This window comes from Streptomyces sp. NPDC001700, assembly GCF_053596435.1.
The window spans coordinates 179439-195881 of the sequence record NZ_JBSFGE010000004.1; the positions used below are offsets into that span (position 1 = coordinate 179439).

14 protein-coding genes are annotated in these 16443 nt (G+C 71.9%); 9 read left to right on the forward strand and 5 right to left on the reverse strand.

What is annotated here, in order from left to right:
* Nucleotides 1-45 precede the first annotated feature (45 nt).
* Nucleotides 46-1545, reverse strand: a complete 1500-nt coding sequence (locus tag ACWC5C_RS09255; RefSeq protein WP_450874837.1) for a glycoside hydrolase family 28 protein — start codon at nt 1543-1545, stop codon at nt 46-48.
* 287 nt (nt 1546-1832) lie between these two features.
* Between ACWC5C_RS09255 and ACWC5C_RS09260 the strand changes: the two genes are divergently transcribed.
* Together ACWC5C_RS09260 and ACWC5C_RS09265 are read left to right on the forward strand one after the other, a co-directional pair.
* Complete coding sequence (locus ACWC5C_RS09260; protein WP_385439686.1) at nt 1833-2642, forward strand: hypothetical protein; 810 nt, start codon at nt 1833-1835, stop codon at nt 2640-2642.
* An 11-nt stretch (nt 2643-2653) separates the two neighbouring features.
* Nucleotides 2654-3745, forward strand: a complete 1092-nt coding sequence (locus tag ACWC5C_RS09265; protein WP_385439687.1) for a PQQ-dependent sugar dehydrogenase — start codon at nt 2654-2656, stop codon at nt 3743-3745.
* Nucleotides 3746-3803: 58 nt separating this feature from the next.
* Here ACWC5C_RS09265 and ACWC5C_RS09270 read toward each other — a convergent pair whose 3' ends face one another.
* Genes ACWC5C_RS09270 through ACWC5C_RS09280 form a run of 3 tightly spaced genes read right to left on the reverse strand, consistent with a single transcriptional unit; the run spans nt 3804 to nt 7686 of the window.
* Nucleotides 3804-4949 (reverse strand): glycoside hydrolase family 88/105 protein, encoded by a 1146-nt coding sequence (locus tag ACWC5C_RS09270; protein ID WP_450874838.1) that lies wholly within the window; start codon nt 4947-4949, stop codon nt 3804-3806.
* The gene (locus ACWC5C_RS09275; protein ID WP_450874839.1) at nt 4949-6256 is read right to left on the reverse strand and encodes an NAD(P)/FAD-dependent oxidoreductase; all 1308 of its coding nucleotides are present in this window, start codon (nt 6254-6256) and stop codon (nt 4949-4951) included. Before ACWC5C_RS09275 ends, ACWC5C_RS09270 begins: the two co-directional genes overlap by 1 nt.
* Entirely contained in the window at nt 6253-7686 is a 1434-nt protein-coding gene (locus ACWC5C_RS09280; RefSeq protein WP_450874840.1) for an MFS transporter, read from the reverse strand. The genes ACWC5C_RS09275 and ACWC5C_RS09280 overlap by 4 nt, the downstream gene beginning before the upstream one ends.
* Nucleotides 7687-7857: 171 nt before the next feature.
* Here ACWC5C_RS09280 and ACWC5C_RS09285 point away from each other — a divergent pair, with 171 nt between their 5' ends.
* From ACWC5C_RS09285 to ACWC5C_RS09315, 7 genes are all read left to right on the forward strand, one after another.
* The gene (locus tag ACWC5C_RS09285) at nt 7858-9054 is read left to right on the forward strand and encodes a CdaR family transcriptional regulator (RefSeq protein WP_450874841.1); all 1197 of its coding nucleotides are present in this window, start codon (nt 7858-7860) and stop codon (nt 9052-9054) included.
* Nucleotides 9055-9103: 49 nt separating this feature from the next.
* Nucleotides 9104-10087: an ABC transporter substrate-binding protein gene (locus ACWC5C_RS09290; RefSeq protein ID WP_450874842.1), complete on the forward strand. Its 984-nt coding sequence runs from the start codon at nt 9104-9106 to the stop codon at nt 10085-10087.
* A 141-nt stretch (nt 10088-10228) separates the two neighbouring features.
* Complete coding sequence (locus ACWC5C_RS09295) at nt 10229-11593, forward strand: glutamine synthetase (RefSeq protein ID WP_450874843.1); 1365 nt, start codon at nt 10229-10231, stop codon at nt 11591-11593.
* Nucleotides 11594-11596: 3 nt separating this feature from the next.
* Nucleotides 11597-12766 carry an amidohydrolase family protein gene (locus ACWC5C_RS09300; protein ID WP_450874844.1) on the forward strand — a complete coding sequence of 390 codons (1170 nt, stop codon included), beginning with the start codon at nt 11597-11599 and terminating at the stop codon, nt 12764-12766.
* 62 nt (nt 12767-12828) lie between these two features.
* Nucleotides 12829-13179 (forward strand): hypothetical protein, encoded by a 351-nt coding sequence (locus ACWC5C_RS09305; RefSeq protein WP_385439702.1) that lies wholly within the window; start codon nt 12829-12831, stop codon nt 13177-13179.
* Nucleotides 13180-13265: 86 nt separating this feature from the next.
* Nucleotides 13266-14063: an SDR family NAD(P)-dependent oxidoreductase gene (locus ACWC5C_RS09310; RefSeq protein WP_450874845.1), complete on the forward strand. Its 798-nt coding sequence runs from the start codon at nt 13266-13268 to the stop codon at nt 14061-14063.
* 58 nt (nt 14064-14121) lie between these two features.
* Nucleotides 14122-15192: a zinc-dependent alcohol dehydrogenase family protein gene (locus tag ACWC5C_RS09315; RefSeq protein ID WP_450874846.1), complete on the forward strand. Its 1071-nt coding sequence runs from the start codon at nt 14122-14124 to the stop codon at nt 15190-15192.
* Here the strand turns inward: ACWC5C_RS09315 and ACWC5C_RS09320 are convergent.
* Nucleotides 15171-16349 (reverse strand): serine hydrolase domain-containing protein, encoded by a 1179-nt coding sequence (locus tag ACWC5C_RS09320; protein ID WP_450874847.1) that lies wholly within the window; start codon nt 16347-16349, stop codon nt 15171-15173. The two genes, ACWC5C_RS09315 and ACWC5C_RS09320, sit on opposite strands and share 22 nt — an antisense overlap.
* Nucleotides 16350-16443: the final 94 nt, after the last annotated feature.

Genomic DNA, 16443 nt, shown 5'->3' on the forward strand with positions numbered 1-16443 from the left:
CTTCCGGTTTCCGATGGATGGGTCGGGTCGGTCGGTCGCGAGGAGTCAGGGGGTGGTTCTGATCCGCAGCGCCTCGCCGTCGGTGGTGGTGCTGTTCCGGACGACGGGCCCGGTGACCGCGCTGAAGCCCACGTCGTACGGGCTGGCGGTGCCGCGCTGGGCGGTGACCCGGTCCAGGGTGACGGCCGCCCCGTCGTCCGCGATGAACGCGGGCCGGTCGTCGTTGGTGTCGGTCCGGACGGCGCTGTCGGTGAAGGTGATGTCCTTGGCGTGCCGGATCCACCAGCCGTAGGAGGGGCGCACTCCATAGGTCTTGGGGACGTAGTCGGTGAGGAATTCGCCGGGGACCAGCTCCGCGTCGGAGGCGGGGTGGCCGCCGGGCACGGTCAGCCGCACCCGGTTGAAGGTGATGTCCTCGACGTCCGCGCCGGGCGCTCCGGTGATGGTGCTGGTGTAGTCGACGCCGGTCACCGGGTGGGTCAGGGCGGTGCCGGTGACGTTGTCGAAGGCGATGTCGTGGATGCGTCCGGCGGGCGGGGCGCCGGGGCAGCGCTTACGGTCGCCGATCTTGATGAAGACGGGCGTGGCGCCCTTGGTCATGGTGATGTCCGAGTAGCGGACATCATGGATGTCGGCGCCGTCCATGGAGACGATGCCGATGGCCGCCTTGCCCCCGCCGCCGATCCGGAGCCGGTCGAAGCGGATGTCGCGGAAGTCGCCGCAGGTCTCCGAGCCGAACTGGAGGGCGTTGTTCTCGGTGGAGAGCACATCGGAGTCATGGACCCGGATGTCATGGCTGGTGTACGTCCGGCCGAGCGCGTAGTCGCTCTTGAGGACCACACCGTCGTCCCGCCCCTCGATGCGGGAGTGGCCGATGTCGACATGGCGGCTGTTGATGAGGTTGACGGCGTCCCGGTCGGTGCTGGTGAGCACCTTGGTGCGGGTCATCCGTACGCCGTCGCAGCCGTTGAGCAGCAGCGCGAAGTGGCCGCCCCGGGTGAAGGTGACGTCCTTGATGTCCAGGTCGGAGCAGCGCTTGAGGGAGAGGATCTTGTCGCCGACGCCCGGCTCCAGGGTGTTGCTGGTGCCCAGGCCCTCGCCGTCGAGGGTGCCGGAGCCGGTGATGGCGAGGTGGTGGATGTTCTCGCCCGTCAGCAGCGCGTTGTGGAAGTGGCTGTGGCCGAAGTCCTGGTACGCGTCCCAGGGATTGGGCTCGGCCTCGTCCATGCCCCCGGCGGCGGCGAGCAGGGTCGCGCCCTTGGCGAGGTGCAGGGTGATGTCGCTCTTGAGGTGGAGGGTGCGGGACTTGTACGTGCCGGGCGGGAACAGCACGGTGCCTCGGCCGGGTCCGGCGGCGGCCGCGTCGATGGCCCGGTCGATGGCGTCGTCGTCCAGGGTCGTGCCGTCGCCGGTGGCCCCGTAGTCGCGTACGTCGTACGTCCGGGGAGCGGCGGGGGCCGCGGTGGCGGCGGCGGGCAGCGTGGCGAGCGCGCACGCCCCGGCCGCGGTGGCGGCGGCGAGGCGCAGACGCGTCCATCGGGCCATGTGGCAGCTCCTTCTCGGGCGCGTGGCGGTGACGTTCCTGATGCAGCGTCACGGTCTGTCGGTGCCCGGTCAATAAGCGTGCAGTCAAAATCCTCCGATCTCTCGTGAGATGCATGGGGTGCACGATTCAGCTAAACAAGCGGAATATGCAGGTAGTCGCGGGGTTCAGACAGTGAGAACCCGGAGCGACCCCCTTCCTGGTCCACACCATTCCTTGACTCATGAGGGCACACCTCCTACCTTCACAGTCCCCCGATGTGAACAAGGATCAGACAGGAGAATCCTTGATGGAGCGCCCACCGCTCTTACCGCGCACCGCCCTCACCCTCGCGGCCACCGCCGCGCTGATCGCTCCGGCCGCGGTCGCCTACGGCACCGAGCGCTCCCCGCAGGCACCGGCCGCGGCCTGGAGCCTCAAGTGGAACCCGGCGGCCGGAGCCAGTGTCGCCAGCGCCTTCGAAGGCGCCGAGGACGACCGCGCCGACTCCCACCCCGGAACCACCCACATCTACCCCTCCCAGGGCGGTTTCCGGACGGACATGCACTACCCCAAGGACGTCGACACCAGCACCGACCGCCAGCGCAACGAGGTCCGGGGCATGAAGCAGGACGGCTCCGCCGTCAAGATCCTCAAGAACGAGACCTGGCGCATCCAGTACCAGATGTACGTACCGGACACGCTGGACGCGACGACGAGCTTCACCCACATCATGCAGATCAAGGTCGGGGACGTGGCCGCCCCGCTGTTCACCATGTCGCTGCACCAGCACGACGACGGCCCGAAGGTCGAGATCCGGACCTCGGACGACGCCGAGAACCTGACCGAGGCCGGGGCCGCGAACATGTCGCCGCTCCAGGGCGCCTGGAGCGATGTGTCGGTCGAGGTCAAGGCGGCCGACTCGGGCGCGTACGCCGACTGGTCCGTGACCACCGCCGACGGAAAGAAGGTCGCCGCGCACAAGCGCACCGGCCTGGACCTGTGGCGCGGCAAGAACTATCTGCGGCCCAAGTGGGGCATCTACCGGAGCCTGAACAGCGGCAACCTCCAGACCACGTACCTGCTCACCCGCAACTTCAAGGCGTACAAGCTCCAGTAGGAGGACACGCGATGAAGAGCCCTCGGAACACCCTGGCGGCCGCGGCCGCCACCACCGCGCTCACCGCCGGGCTGCTGCTCGCCCAGGCGGGCGCGGGCAACGCCGCACCGGCCGGGGCCGATTCCGCCACTTCGGCCCCTTCGTCCATCAAGACCGTCTCGTCCGGCTGGTCGATCCCCTGGGGGCTGAGCTGGCTGCCGGACGGCTCGGCGCTGATCAGCGAGCGGGACTCGTTCAAACTCTTCAAGCTCACCCAGTCGGGCACCAAGACGTCGGTGGGCACGGTGCCCAATGTGGTGACCACCAGTGGCGAGGGCGGGCTGATGGGCCTCGCGGTCTCGCCGAACTGGAACACCGATCACTACGTCTACATCATGCACACGGCGTCGGACGGCAACCGGATCGCCCGCATGACCTACGACGGTTCCTCGCTGAGCGGCTACAAGGCGATCGTCACCGGCATCGCCAAGAACAAGTACCACAATGGCGGACGCCTCAAGTTCGGCCCGGACGGCTATCTGTACGCCACCACCGGGGACGCGCAGACATCCAGCAACGCGCAGAACAAGAACTCGCTCAACGGCAAGATCCTGCGGATGACCACCGACGGCAAGGCCGCCCCCGGCAACCCGTTCGGCACCCTCGTCTACTCCCTCGGCCACCGCAACCCGCAGGGTCTCACCTGGGACGCGCAGGGCCGCCTGTGGGAAGCGGAGCTGGGCAACAGCACGTACGACGAACTCAACCTCATCGAGGCGGGCAAGAACTACGGCTGGCCCACCTGTGAGGGCAGCTGCTCCACCTCCGGGATGACCAGCCCCAAGCGCCAGTGGTCGGTCGGCGAGGCCTCGCCCAGCGGGGTCACCTACGCCGACGGCGCGCTCTACATGGCGGCGCTCCGGGGCGAGCGGCTGTGGCAGATCCCGGTCGACGGGACGAGCGCGGGCACCCCGAAGGCGTACTACACCAGCTCGTACGGGCGGCTGCGCACCGTCGAGACGGTGCCCGGCAAGAACACGCTGTGGCTGTCCACGACGAACGCCGACAACAACGGCGGCGAGGCGGACGGCGCGGACAAGGTGTTCCAGGTCGAACTGAAGTAGCGCCGCGAGCCGGAGGTGGGTGCGGCCGCGCTCCGCCGAGCGCGGCCGCATCCGCGCGTCAGCGCGCGAGCCGCTCGTTCATCAGCAGGAAGGCGCCCAGCCCATGCAGGTCGTTCGTGTTGCGCTTGCGCCCGAAGTAGTACGCCAGATCACCGACGTTGGTGCCCTCGCTGATGTCGGCGATGCTGGTCAGCCCGTCCGCGTCGACCGTCACCTTGTCCAGGACGCCCCGGTAGCCCCGGCGCGCGGCCGCCGCGTAGCCGCCACCGTGGAGCCAGCCGTGTTCCCAGGCGGCGTGCAGCATCAGGGTGTACATGCTGGAGGCCGAGGTCTCCAGCCAGTTGCCCGGCTCGTCCGCCCGGTCGACGACCTGGAACCAGCGGCCGGTCGCCCGGTCCTGGTAGCGCACGAACCCCTTGGCCAAGTGCCGTACGTTGGCGATGAGTTCGGCGCGGCGCGGATGGCGGGCGGGCAGCATCTCCAGCACCTCGATGTGCGTCATCGCGGTCCAGCCGATGGCGCGGGCCCAGAAGTGGGCGGAGGTGCCGGTGGTGTCGTCCGGGTTCCAGGGGGCGTCGCCGTCCGCGTCATAGGCGTGGTAGAGCAGCCCGTTCGACGCCTTGAGGTGGCGGAAGTACACCGAGAGGTTCCGGGTGACCTCGTCATACGCGTACGCCTTGTCGCCGTACGCGAGGCCGTACCGCAGCAGGAACGGCTGGGCCATGAACACACCGTCGGCCCACAGCTCGTTGGTCTTGCCGGTGGCGTGCCACATGCCGCCGTCCGTGGTGCGCGGGTAGTCGGCGAAGCGGCCGCGGATCTGGTCGGCGGCGGTCCGGTAGCGCGTGTCGCCGGTCTCCCGGTGGAGTATCAGCAGCAGGTTTCCGGACTGCATGGCGTCGAGGTTGTCGAAGGTGCGGCTCATATGGCCGTCGGCGTCCACGTGGTTGTCCACCCAGCGCTTGATGTACGCCAGGTACGAGGGCTCGCCCACCCGCTGGTAGACGCGGTACGCCCCCAGCAGGAACAGCCCTTGGGTATAGCCCCAGCCGCCGAGCGTCTTCGGGTCCGGCTTGCGGGCGATGGTGGAGTCCACCACTGCCCGCGACCAGTCCGCCCGGGCCGCGTGGGCCGCCCCGGTCCCCGGCAGCAGAAGGCCGCCGCCGATGCCTAACGCGCTCGCGAGTACGGTCCTGCGTCTCATCACTGGACTCTCCTCTTGACAGGCGAATTGCCATGCACACGCCAAGGATAGCGCCGAGCGCACCGTACCGGGGCAAACGCGGAGGAAAGGGCCGGATCCGCATCCCCCGTCAGCAGCCCGGCCACCAGCCGTCCGGTGGCGGGGGCGAGCATCAGCCCGAGCATGTTGTGGCCGGTGGCCAGCAGCACCCGGGAGTGGCCGGGCACCCGGCCGATCAGCGGCAGCCCGTCGGGGGTCATCGGGCGCGGACCCACCCACTCCTCCTGGAGGTCGTCCCAGTCGGCGTGGCGCAGATACGGGCGCGCGGCCGCCACGATGGCCTCGACGCGCCGCCGCCGGAACCGGTCCGGGTCGCGCTCGAACTCCATCGTCCCGGCGACCCGGACCCGCTTGCCCATCGGCGTGAGCACCACCTTGGCCGCGCCGAGGTGGACGAGCCGGGCGGGCGGGGGCTCGGCCGCCACCGAGAAGCTGTAGCCCTTGCCCGCCACCAGATCGATGTCCACGCCGAGGCCACGTACCAGTTCGCGGGACCAGATGCCCGCGGCGACGACCACCGCGTCGCTGCGGTACGTCCCCGCCGAGGTCCGCACCTCGGTGCGCCCGGCCCGGTCCGTCACGGCCGACACCCGGGCGCCCTCGACGAGTTCGACGCCCTGGCGGCGCAGCCGCTCGGCCAGCCGGTCCACGAAGAGCCCGGGGTCCAGCGACCACTGGTCGTCCACCACGAACCCCGCCCGGGCCCCCTCGGTGAGCGCGGGTTCGGTGTCCGCGAGGGCGGCCCCGGTGAGCAGCCCGCCGGTGGCGATCGGCGCGCCGAGACCACGGAAGGCGGTGAGCGCCTTGGCGGCGTACTCGCGGGACGGGAAGGCGAACAGGAACCCGTCCTTGTGCGCGTCCCCGTCCACGCCGAGCGCCTCCAGCTCCTCGAAGAGCCCGAAGGTGCCCTGCGCGAGGGCGCCGAGGGCGCTCGCCCCACGGTCGTAGTGGCGTGCGGTGGCCCGCAGCCCGAAGCGGACGAGGAAGCGCAGCAGTGCGGCGCTGGTCGACGGATGGACCGCCAGGGCGCTGTCCGGGCGGTGCAGTCCGCGCAGCGCGGCGCCGATGACGCCGGGGGCGGCGAGCGGTTCCACCAAGTCGGGGCAGACCTCCCCGGCGTTGCCACGGGAGGCGCCGCTGCCCAGCCGGTCGCGTTCCAGGACGGTGACCCGCAGCCCGGCGGCGCTGAGGTAGTGGGCGCACACCAGGCCGACGACTCCGCCGCCGACGACCGTGACCGAGGAGGGCGGGGTGCCGGGGGAGGTCATGAGGTCTCCTTCACCGCGGACCGCGACGTGGTCGGGGAGGCATCGGTAGTCGGGGCGGCGTCGGTGGTCGGGGCGGCATCGCGGCGCAGGCGGGAGCGGCCGCGCGGGTCGCCGTCGCGCTCCGCCGAGCTGGCGTCGGCGAGGGTCAGCCCGCTGGTCTCCGGCGCGAGGACGTACGAGGCGGCCCAGCCGATGGCGCAGATGACCGCGCCGAGGAGCATCGCCAGCCGGGTGCTGTGCGCGAGGACGACGGGCGCTCCCCAGGTGCCGATGGCGGCGCCGACCCGGCTGATGCCGGTGGCGAAGCCGTTGGCGGTGGCGCGCACCCCGGTCGGGAACAGTTCGGAGGGGTAAATGGCCTGCAGGCACTGGCTGGAGAAGCACGCCACGCCGAAGGCCGCGAAGAGGACGACCACGACGGCCGGTGCCGGGTGGGCGAGGGCGGCGAGGCAGAGCAGCGGGATGGCGGAGAGGCCGAAGCTCCACAGCAGCAGGGTGCGCCGCCCCTTGTTGACCACCAGGATTCCCGACAGCGAGCCGAGGACGAAGAAGATCTGCACCACGACCGCGCCGAGGTAGGAGTCGTTGCCGTCGGCCAGTCCGAAGGAGGCCAGGATGGTGGGTTCGTAGGTGGTGATGGCGTAGATGGGCAGCAGCTGACAGGCCCAGAACACGCTGACGAAGACGGTCCTGCGCAGATAGGCGCCGCGGAAGATGTCGCCGTAGCGGGTGCGCGAGGCGGTGTCCGCCTCCAGGTCGGCCACGCTCGCGCCCGGGCCCAGCATCTGTGTGAGCACGGCCTGCGCCTCGTCGGTACGCCCCTTGCTGAGCAGCCAGCGCGGCGACTCGGGGGTGCCGAACCGCAGCAGCAGGATGAGCGCGGCCGGGAGGGCGCTGCTCGCGAGCATCCAGCGCCAGTCGTCGTGGCCGGAGGACAGCATCGCCCAGCCGACGACGTACGCGACGGCGGCGCCGACCGACCACATGGTGACCATGATGACCAGCAGCGGGCCCCGGGAGTTGCGGGGTGCGAACTCGGAGGCGATGGTGCCCGCGATGGCGAAGTCCGCGCCGATGGCGATGCCCATGAGGAAGCGCAGCACGGTGAGCTGCCATGGGTCGGCGACGAAGAACTGTGCCGCCGACAGCACGATGAACGCGGCGATGTCGAAGAGATAGACCTTCTGCCGCCCGACCCGGTCGGTGACATAGCCGAAGATCAGGCCACCGGCGAACATGCCGACCAGCGAGGCCGAGCCGATGACCCCGGCGTCGAAGGAGTCGAGGTGGTAGTCGGCGGTGAGGAGCGGGAGTGCGACGCCGATGATGCTGAGGATGTAGCCGTCGCAGAACTCGCCGCCGCCCGCGTAGAGCGTGATGAGCCAGTGGGTGCGGGTGGGACGGGATTTCTCGAGTGACGCGGTGCTCATAGGCCGTCTCCGGAGGTGGGGCTCCTGGGGAGGAGGAGGACGGATGGCCGGGCGGTCGCGGGACGCCCGGTGCTGATGTCGGAAGACGGTAGGCAGCACGGGCCACGGGGTCATCGTAAGAGCCGCACGAACCGGTCCCCGGTGCGGCGGGGTCGCTTGTACGATCCGCCCATGGACCCTCTGAGCGGCCACCCCGTCCTGACGCCGCAGCTGGCTCAGGAGATCGCCCATGACATCGGCCGGATCACCGGCTTCAATGTGCTGATCACCGATCCCGGGGCGGTCGTCATCGGCTGCGGCGACCTCTCGCGCGTCGGCACCGTCCACGAGGCGTCGCTGGAGGTGGTGCGCACCGGGCGGCCCGCCATCCACACCGCCGGGCAGGCGAGCCGGATGCGCGGGGTGCGGCACGGGATGAGCCTGCCGATCACCGTCGGCGAGGAGGTCATCGGCACGGTCTGTCTCACCGGGAAACCGGCGGAGGTGGACCGCTTCGGGCTGGTGGTGCGGCGGCAGGCCGAGATCCTGCTGGAGGAGCACGCGCTGCTGCGCTCACGCATGCTCCATGAGCGGGCGGTCGACGACTTCGTACGGGATGTCGCGCTCTACGACCCCGAGGTGGTCGACGCCGGTGCGGTGGACGCCCGCGCGGTGGAACTGGGCCTGGCCCCCGGGGCGCCCCGGGCCGCGCTGCTGCTGGAGGTGCGTACGGCGGGCGCGGGCGCGGCGGTGTCCCGGATCACGGTGCTGCGGACCGTACGGGAGGTGTTCCGGGACCGGCAGGACGTGGCGGGCGAGCAGGCGGCGGGGCGGTACGTGGTGCTGGCCGCCGCGCACGGTGAGCGCACGACCCCGGGACGGCTCGCCGACGCCTGCGGCCAGCTGCTGTCGCTGCTGCGTGAACGCCACGGTCTGGACGGGCGGATGGCCGTCGGCGAGCCCGGCACGGGCACCACCGGGATGCACCACTCCTACCGGGACGCGGCCACCGCGCTGCGCACCGGACCGGCCGTCTCCCCGGGCGACCGGGTCTTCACCGCCTGCGACCTGCGGATACCGCATCTGCTGGGGTCGGTTCCTGGCCAGGGGCGGGCGCGGTTCGCCGATGCGGTGCTGGGGGATCTGCGTGGCCAGCCGGACTGGCCGACGCTGCGCGAGACGCTGATCGGCTGGGCGGAGGGCGGCTTCCATCTGGTGCGGGCCGCGGAGGGGCTGCACATCCACCGGAACACGCTGCTGTACCGGCTGGAGAAGATCGCGAAGCTGTCGGGGAAGCGGGTGCGGGAGCCCGCCCAGGCCATCGAGATGTACCTCGCCTGCCTGACCGACGTCCTCCAGGAGAACACTCGCCCCGCGAGAGAACCCTGACCACACGCCCAGGCTAAGGTAAGGCTCACCTAAGCCTCTGGAGTCGTTCGTGCGCAACCACCGTCTGTTTCCCCTGCTCGCCGCCGCCCTGGCGGCGACCGTCCTCACCGGCTGCGGCCCCGCTCAGTCCGCGGACTCGTCGTCGGCGTCCACGCGGAAGCCGGGCGCCCGGCAGGCGGACGGCGCCTTCCCCCGTACCGTCGTCCATGAACGCGGCAGCACACCGGTCAAGGCGAAGCCGAAGCGCATCGCGGTGATCAGCACCGGACAGCTCGACGATCTGCTCGCCCTCGGCCTCGTGCCCGCCGCCACCACCCGCGCCGACAACGCCGGTCTGGTCCCGGACTATCTGCGCGACGCCTTCCCCGGCAAGGCGAAGGCGCTCGCGGCGATGACGGACATCGGCACCCGCGACTCCCCCGCCATGGAGAAGCTCGCGGCCGCGGGGCCCGATCTGATCCTGGTCAACAGCACCCAGGGCGACCTCTACCCGACCCTGTCGGCCATCGCGCCGACCGTCGTCACCAAGGGCCGCGGGGTCAACTGGAAGAAGGACCTGCTGACCGTCGCGGACGCGGTCGGCCAGCGCGACCGGGCGGTCTCGATCGTCAGCCGCTTCGAGAAGGACGCCGCGCGGCAGGGCGGGAAGCTGGGGGGTGAGGACACGGAGCTGTCCATGGTGCGGTTCAACCCGGACCGGGTCCGGATGTTCGGCGCGAAGTCCTTCACCGGCACCATCGCCGACGACATGGGCCTCGGCCGCCCGAAGTCGCAGCGCTTCGACGACATCTCCCAGGATCTGAGCGGTGAGCGGATCCCCGAGATGGACGGCGACTGGATCTTCTACTCCATCCAGGGCCGCCCCGGGAAGACGGACGCGGGCGCCTATCTCGCCAATCCGCTGTGGAAGAAGCTCGACGCCGTGCGCGCCGGACACGCCGTCACCGTGGACGACGACCCCTGGTACCTCAACGCCGGGCCGACCGCCGCGCGTGTCGTCCTGCACGACATCACCGAGCACCTGGGGCGCTGAGACGGCCCGGGACATTCGCGACGGTTATGGGGAAGGCATATCCCACCGTCACGCCCCGTATGCGTTCGGGACAATCCGTCACCATAATGCCCTCCGCAGGCAATAGTCTCGGCGTACAGGCCGCGGCGGAGGAGGTAGCCCATGGGGACGGGCGATCGCGAACAGGCACAGGCACAAGCGCGGCAGGAAGCCGACCGGCTCACCGCGCAGGGCATCCATGGCATCGCGCTGACCTGGGTGGACAACGCGGGAATCACCCGGGTCAAGTCCGTGCCCACCGGGCGGCTCGCCCAGAGCGCCCGGCGGGGCGTCGGCATGTCCCCGGTCTTCGACGTGTATCTCGTGGACGACTCCATGACGACGAGCCCTCATATCGGCGGGCCCGACGGCGATCTGCGGCTCTTCCCCGATCTCGGGCGGCTCACCCCGCTGGCCGCCCAGCCCGGCTGGGCGTGGGCCCCGGTGGACCGATACGCCCAGTCCGGCCTGGAACACCCCGCCTGCCAGCGGCTGTTCGCCCGCCGGATGACCGAGCGGGCGCACGGGCGGGGGCTCGCGGTGCGCATGGGGTTCGAGACCGAGTGGGTCGTCACCGCACGCGACACGCCCGGCTCGGACGGCGCGGCGGCCTACGCCGGGGCGGGCCCGGCCTACGGCATGGCGCGCCTGGTCGACCTCTCCGGCTACCTCGCCGACCTGCTCGACACGCTGCACACCCAGGGCGTGGAGGTGCTGCAGCTGCACCCGGAGTACGCGGCCGGGCAGTTCGAGGTGTCCGTGGCGCCCGCGGACCCGGTGGGCGCCGCCGATCTGGCCGTCCTCGTCCGCGAGACGATCCGCGGGGTGTCGTCGCGGCACGGGCTGACCCCGCTGTTCGGCCCGGTGGCCGAGGCGGGCACGGTCGGCAACGGCGGCCATCTGCACCTGAGTCTGTGGCAGGGCCACCGCAATCTGTGCCGGGACGGGGACGGACCGCACGGCATGACCGCGACCAGCGAGGCGTTCCTCGCCGGAGTGCTGCGCGCCCTGCCCGCCCTGCTCGCCATCGGCGCCCCCTCCCCCGCGAGCTATCTGCGGCTCGAACCCTCCCGCTGGGCCGGGGCGTACCAGTGCTGGGGGCTGGAGAACCGCGAGGCCGCGGTGCGCTTCATCACCGGCGCCCCGGACGACCCGGGCGCGGCCAACGCCGAGGTCAAGTGCTTCGACCCGGCCGCCAACCCTTATCTGGTGACGGGCGCGGTCATCGCCGCCGGGCTCGCCGGGCTCGACGCCGGGCTCACCCTGCCGCCACCGGTCTCCGGCGACCCGGCGCACACGGGCCGGGAGCGGCGGCTGCCCACCTCGCTGCTCGACTCGCTGGAACACTTCGAGGACTCGGCGGTGCTGCGCGAGGCGCTGGGCGATCCGCTCTTCGAGTCCATCGCCGCCGTACGCCGCGCCGAGGCGGCGCTGTTCGAGAAGGCCACCCCGCAGGACATCGCGGCCGCGACCCGGGGACGGTACTGAACGATGCACTCCGCCGAGGGGACGGCGCCCACCGGGCCGTCTCTGCCGCCGCTGGTGGACCACCACTGTCATGGAGTGGCCCGCCGCGAACTGGACCCCGCCGCGTTCGAGGCGTTCCTGACCGAGTCCGACGCGCCCGCCGCGCTCGGCACCACCTTCTTCGACAGCCAGCTGGGCTTCGCGCTGCGCCGCTGGTGCCCGCCGCTGCTCGGCCTGGACCCCCACTGCCCGCCCGCCCGCTATCTCGCCCGGCGGCGGGAGCTGGGGACGCGGGAGGTCAACCGGCGGCTGCTGACCGCCGCCGGGATCACCGAATTCCTCGTCGACACCGGCCTCCCCGGCGATCTCACCACCCCGGACGAGCTGGCCGCCGCGGCCGGGGGCACCGCCCACGAGATCGTCCGGCTGGAGCACCTCGCGGAGCGCACCGCCGACACCTCGCGCAGCGCCGACGACTTCCTGGCCGGGCTCGCCGACGGGATCCGGGAGGCCGCCCGGACCGCCGCGGGCTTCAAGTCGGTGGCCGCCTACCGCTACGGACTCCACTTCGACCCCGACCCACCGGCCCCCGCCGCCGTGCACACCGCGACCGAGCGCTGGCTCGCCCACCGCACCGAGGGCGGCCCGCCCGCCGCCCGGGTGACCGACCCGGTGCTGCTGCGCCATCTGCTGTGGTCCGCGGCCCGCACCGGGCTGCCGCTCCAGCTGCACACCGGCTTCGGCGATCCGGATCTGCGGCTGGACCGCTGCGATCCGCTCGCGCTCACCGACTTCATCCGCGCGGTCCGCCCCACCGGCTGCTCGCTGATCCTGCTGCACGGCTATCCGTACCACCGAGGCGCGGCCTACCTCGCCGCCGTCTTCCCGCATGTCTACGCCGACGTCGGCCTGTCCCTGACCCACACCGGGGCGCGGGCCGGGGCGGTGCTCGCCGAGATGCTGGAGCTGGCCCCGTTCGGCAAGGTGCTCTTCTCCACCGACGCCTACGGGCTGCCCGAGCTGTACGTGGTGGGCGCGCGGCTGTTCCGGGAGGCGCTGGGCGGGCTGCTGGAGCAGTGGGTGCGCGAGGGCGCGTGGTCGGGCGGCGACGCGGGGCGGGTGGCGGCGCTCCTCGGCGCGGACAACGCGCGCCGAGTGTACGGGCTCGGCAGCACAATCACCCGTGGTCATTAGCCTTCGCCGCAGAATCCCCGGTTCCCGGGGCGCTGCGCCACGGTTTTCGCCACGATGGTGGGATGGACGAAGAGCACTTCCTGGAGCGCGCGAAGGACTTCGCGCTCCACCTGGCCGAGCTTCAGTCGCGCCTCGACCCCGCGTCGTACGATCTGCTGCTGCGCATCCTGCACGGCATCAACGACGCCATCGTGGGCCGGTCCTCGGGCGCCCCCGGTATCGACGTACCGTTCACCGCGCTCGACCGGGATCTGTTCACCCCCGCGCTCGGGCGGGAGCTGGCCAAGCTGACCAGTCTGCTGGGGCCGCACGGGCTGCAGTTGGTGGTCGAGCTGGGCAACCAGCAGGAGCGCGACCGGCGCGAGGTCGAGGCGATAGCCCGGGCCAGCGGCATGGATCCCGGGGGCGCGTAAGGGTCTACCGGCGGGTACGGTTCGGCGTGGGGCGGCGGCGTGTAGCACTGTCCGCCCCGCACACCACCGTCCCCGGAGGAGAACGCATGCGGATCAGCGGCACCACCGTCCTGCTCACCGGAGCGACCGGGGGCATCGGGCAGACCCTCGCCCGGGCCCTCGCCGCCAAGGGCGCCAAGCTGCTGCTCACGGGGCGCCGCGAGGAGGTGCTGCGGCCGCTGGCCGAGCGGCTCGGCGCCCGTCCGATCGTCGCCGACCTGGCCGACCGGTCCGATCTGGAGCGGCTGGTCGAGGAGGCGGAGGCGGCGGACACCCGCATCCTCATAGCCAACGCGGCGCTGCCCTCCAGCGGTGAGGTCCTCGGCTACGACACCGAGCACCTGGACCGCGCCCTCGACGTCAACCTCCGCGCCCCGCTGCTGCTGTCCCGGCTGATGGCGCCGCGGATGGTGGCCGCCGGATCCGGGCAGCTGGTGATGATCGGCTCGCTGTCGGGCCGTACCGCCTCCCCCGGCGCCGCGCTCTACAACGCGGCCAAGTTCGGGCTGCGCGGGTTCGCGCTCGGGCTGCGGCAGGACCTGCACGGCACGGGCGTCGGGGTCACGCTGGTGCAGCCCGGGTTCGTCGGCGACGCCGGGATGTTCGCCGACTCCGGCGCCAGCACCCCGCCCGGAGTACGTACGACCACCACCCGCCGGGTGGCGGCCGCCACCGTCCGCGCGATCGAGCGGAACCGGGGCGAGGTGAACGTGGCCCCGCTGGAGCTGCGCTTCGGCAGCGCCCTCGGCGGTCTCTTCCCCACCCTCGCCGAGCGCGCCCAGCGCCAGGCCGGTGCCGGGAACACGACCCGGCAACTCGCGGACGGACAGCGCGACAAGCGCTGAGCACACCGTGGTGTAGGTTCGGGCGACCCGAACCGGTGGCTAACGAGGGAGCGGGTTCATGCGTGCTGTGGTGTTCGACGACTTCGGGCGCAGGCCGGAGGTACGGACCGTCGACGATCCCGCCCCCTCCCGGAGCGGCGTGGTGATCCGCGTCGAGGCCACCGGGCTGTGCCGCAGCGACTGGCACGGCTGGATGGGCCACGACGCGGACATCCGGCTGCCGCACGTCCCCGGCCATGAACTCGCGGGCACGATCGAGGAGATCGGCCCCGACGTCACGAACTGGCGGCCCGGGCGGCGGGTCACCGTGCCCTTCGTCTGCGCCTGCGGGCGCTGCGCCGCGTGCGCGGACGGCGCCCAGCAGGTGTGCGAGCGGCAGACGCAGCCGGGCTTCACCCACTGGGGGTCGTTCGCCGAGTACGTCGCGGTCGAGAACGCCGACATCAACCTCGTCGGCCTCCGCGGCGAACTGCCCTTCACCACCGCCGCCTCGCTCGGCTGCCGCTTCGCGACCGCCTTCCGCGCGGTGGTGACCCAGGGCCGGGTCGCCCCGGGCGAATGGGTCGCGGTGCACGGCTGCGGCGGGGTCGGACTGTCCGCCGTCATGATCGCGGCGGCCTGCGGGGCGCGGGTCGTCGCGGTCGACATCTCCGCGCGGGCGCTCGCCCTGGCCTCCCGCCTCGGCGCGGCGGTCTGCGTGGACGCCTCCTCCACCCTGGGCTCGGTGGCCGAGGCCGTCGCGGACGCGACGGGCGGCGGCGCCCATGTCTCGGTGGACGCGCTGGGCTCGCCCCGTACCTGCGCGGCCTCCGTGAGCAGCCTCCGCCGCCACGGCCGCCACGTCCAGATCGGCCTGCTGCCGCCCGCCGCCGGAAAGCCGATGCTCCCGATGGACCGGGTCATCGCCCTGGAACTCCAGCTGCTGGGCAGCCACGGCATGGCCGCCCACGCGTACGGGCCGATGATGGAGATGGTCGACGCCGGGACGCTACGGCCGGATCTGCTGGTCACCGACCTCATATGCCTGGACGCCGTACCCGAGGCCCTGACCGCGCTGCCGTCGGCGGCCAGGGGCGGGGTGACGGTGATAGAGCCCCACCGCGGCCGTCATGACGCGGGCTCGCCGTAGGCGGCCACCATGAGGTTCCTGGCCACCTCGTCCATGTCCTGCCCCTTGGCGTCGGTGGAGTTGACGCTGTAGACCAGGGTGCGGGAGCCGTCGCGGGTGGAGGCGACGGCCGTGTTGTAGCCCCAGCGGCCGCCGGTCTTCCCCCACACTTCACGGCCGCCCAGTTTCTTCATCGACAGGCCGACGGCGTAGGCGGCCGGGGCACCGGTCTTGAAGTCCTTCACCTTCGGCAGCGTGAACATCTCCCGCAGCAGCGGCCCGCGCACCACCCGGCCCTCGAACAGGGCCTTCGTGAACCGCTCCAGGTCCGCCGTGGTCGAGATGATGTCCCCGGCCGCCCAGGCGTCCGTCGCCCCCCACACCGAGACGTCGCGCAGGCCGGTCGTGCCGTCGTCCAGCCTCATCCTCTGGTAGCCGTGGTTGTGCGGGCCGACGATGCGCGGATCCGCCTCCGGGGAGTAGGTGTCGCACAGCCCGAGCGGCTTCAGGACCCGGCGGGCCACCTGACGCTCGTACGAGTCGCCCGTGACACGCTCGATCAGCAGACCGGCGATCGTGTAGCCGATGTTCAGATAGTGCTGGCTGGTGCCCGGCGCGAACTCGGGCTTCTTCGCGGTCGCCGAGCGGACCATGTCCTCGGGGTCATAGACGCGGAAGCGGTCCGCGTACACCTCCTCGACCGTGTCCCAGGGGAAGTCGGGGGCCGGGATGCCATGGGTGTGGTTGAGCAGTTGCCGGACGGTGACCCTCTTGTACGACGCGGGGATCAGCTCCGGCAGGTAGGAGCGGGCGCTGCGGTCCAGGTCGAGTCTGTCCTCGGCGGCCAATCGCAGGGCGACGGCCGCCGTGAAGACCTTGGTCACCGAACCGGCACGGAAGCGGCCGCCCGGGTCGGCGGGCCGGTTGGTCTTGAGGTCATGTACGCCCGAACTGCCCCGCCAGACGCCCTCGGTGCCACCGACCCTGACCAGCGCGGCCGTCGCGTCCGATGTCGGCAGGTTCGCGATGGCCGCTTCAAGGGCGGGCACCGTGGGGTCCGCGGGCCGCGCCGAGACCGCGTGGGGCGGGGCGGACGCGAGGGCCGGAAGGACCCCCGGGCCCGCTGTGACCCCCACGACGAGCACGGTGGCCAGCAGCGTGCGGGTGGTGCGCTTCATGGTCAACTCCATGGGTGTGAGCCGTTGTTCTCGATGGCTCCATCCTGCTGACCAGCGGCCCTTCGCGGATCGCCCGCACAGGCGGGTTCCGCCG

Excerpts from the sequence above, each read along its gene's own strand:
- ACWC5C_RS09310 (WP_450874845.1), top strand. The coding sequence starts at position 13,266 with ATGCGGATCAGCGGCACCACCGTCCTGCTCACCGGAGCGACCGGGGGC.
- ACWC5C_RS09260 (WP_385439686.1), top strand. The coding sequence starts at position 1,833 with ATGGAGCGCCCACCGCTCTTACCGCGCACCGCCCTCACCCTCGCGGCC.
- ACWC5C_RS09315 (WP_450874846.1), top strand. The coding sequence starts at position 14,122 with ATGCGTGCTGTGGTGTTCGACGACTTCGGGCGCAGGCCGGAGGTACGG.
- ACWC5C_RS09285 (WP_450874841.1), top strand. The coding sequence starts at position 7,858 with ATGGACCCTCTGAGCGGCCACCCCGTCCTGACGCCGCAGCTGGCTCAG.
- ACWC5C_RS09295 (WP_450874843.1), top strand. The coding sequence starts at position 10,229 with ATGGGGACGGGCGATCGCGAACAGGCACAGGCACAAGCGCGGCAGGAA.
- ACWC5C_RS09280 (WP_450874840.1), bottom strand. The coding sequence starts at position 7,686 with ATGAGCACCGCGTCACTCGAGAAATCCCGTCCCACCCGCACCCACTGG.
- ACWC5C_RS09275 (WP_450874839.1), bottom strand. The coding sequence starts at position 6,256 with ATGACCTCCCCCGGCACCCCGCCCTCCTCGGTCACGGTCGTCGGCGGC.
- ACWC5C_RS09265 (WP_385439687.1), top strand. The coding sequence starts at position 2,654 with ATGAAGAGCCCTCGGAACACCCTGGCGGCCGCGGCCGCCACCACCGCG.
- ACWC5C_RS09255 (WP_450874837.1), bottom strand. The coding sequence starts at position 1,545 with ATGGCCCGATGGACGCGTCTGCGCCTCGCCGCCGCCACCGCGGCCGGG.
- ACWC5C_RS09270 (WP_450874838.1), bottom strand. The coding sequence starts at position 4,949 with ATGAGACGCAGGACCGTACTCGCGAGCGCGTTAGGCATCGGCGGCGGC.
- ACWC5C_RS09305 (WP_385439702.1), top strand. The coding sequence starts at position 12,829 with ATGGACGAAGAGCACTTCCTGGAGCGCGCGAAGGACTTCGCGCTCCAC.
- ACWC5C_RS09300 (WP_450874844.1), top strand. The coding sequence starts at position 11,597 with ATGCACTCCGCCGAGGGGACGGCGCCCACCGGGCCGTCTCTGCCGCCG.
- ACWC5C_RS09320 (WP_450874847.1), bottom strand. The coding sequence starts at position 16,349 with ATGAAGCGCACCACCCGCACGCTGCTGGCCACCGTGCTCGTCGTGGGG.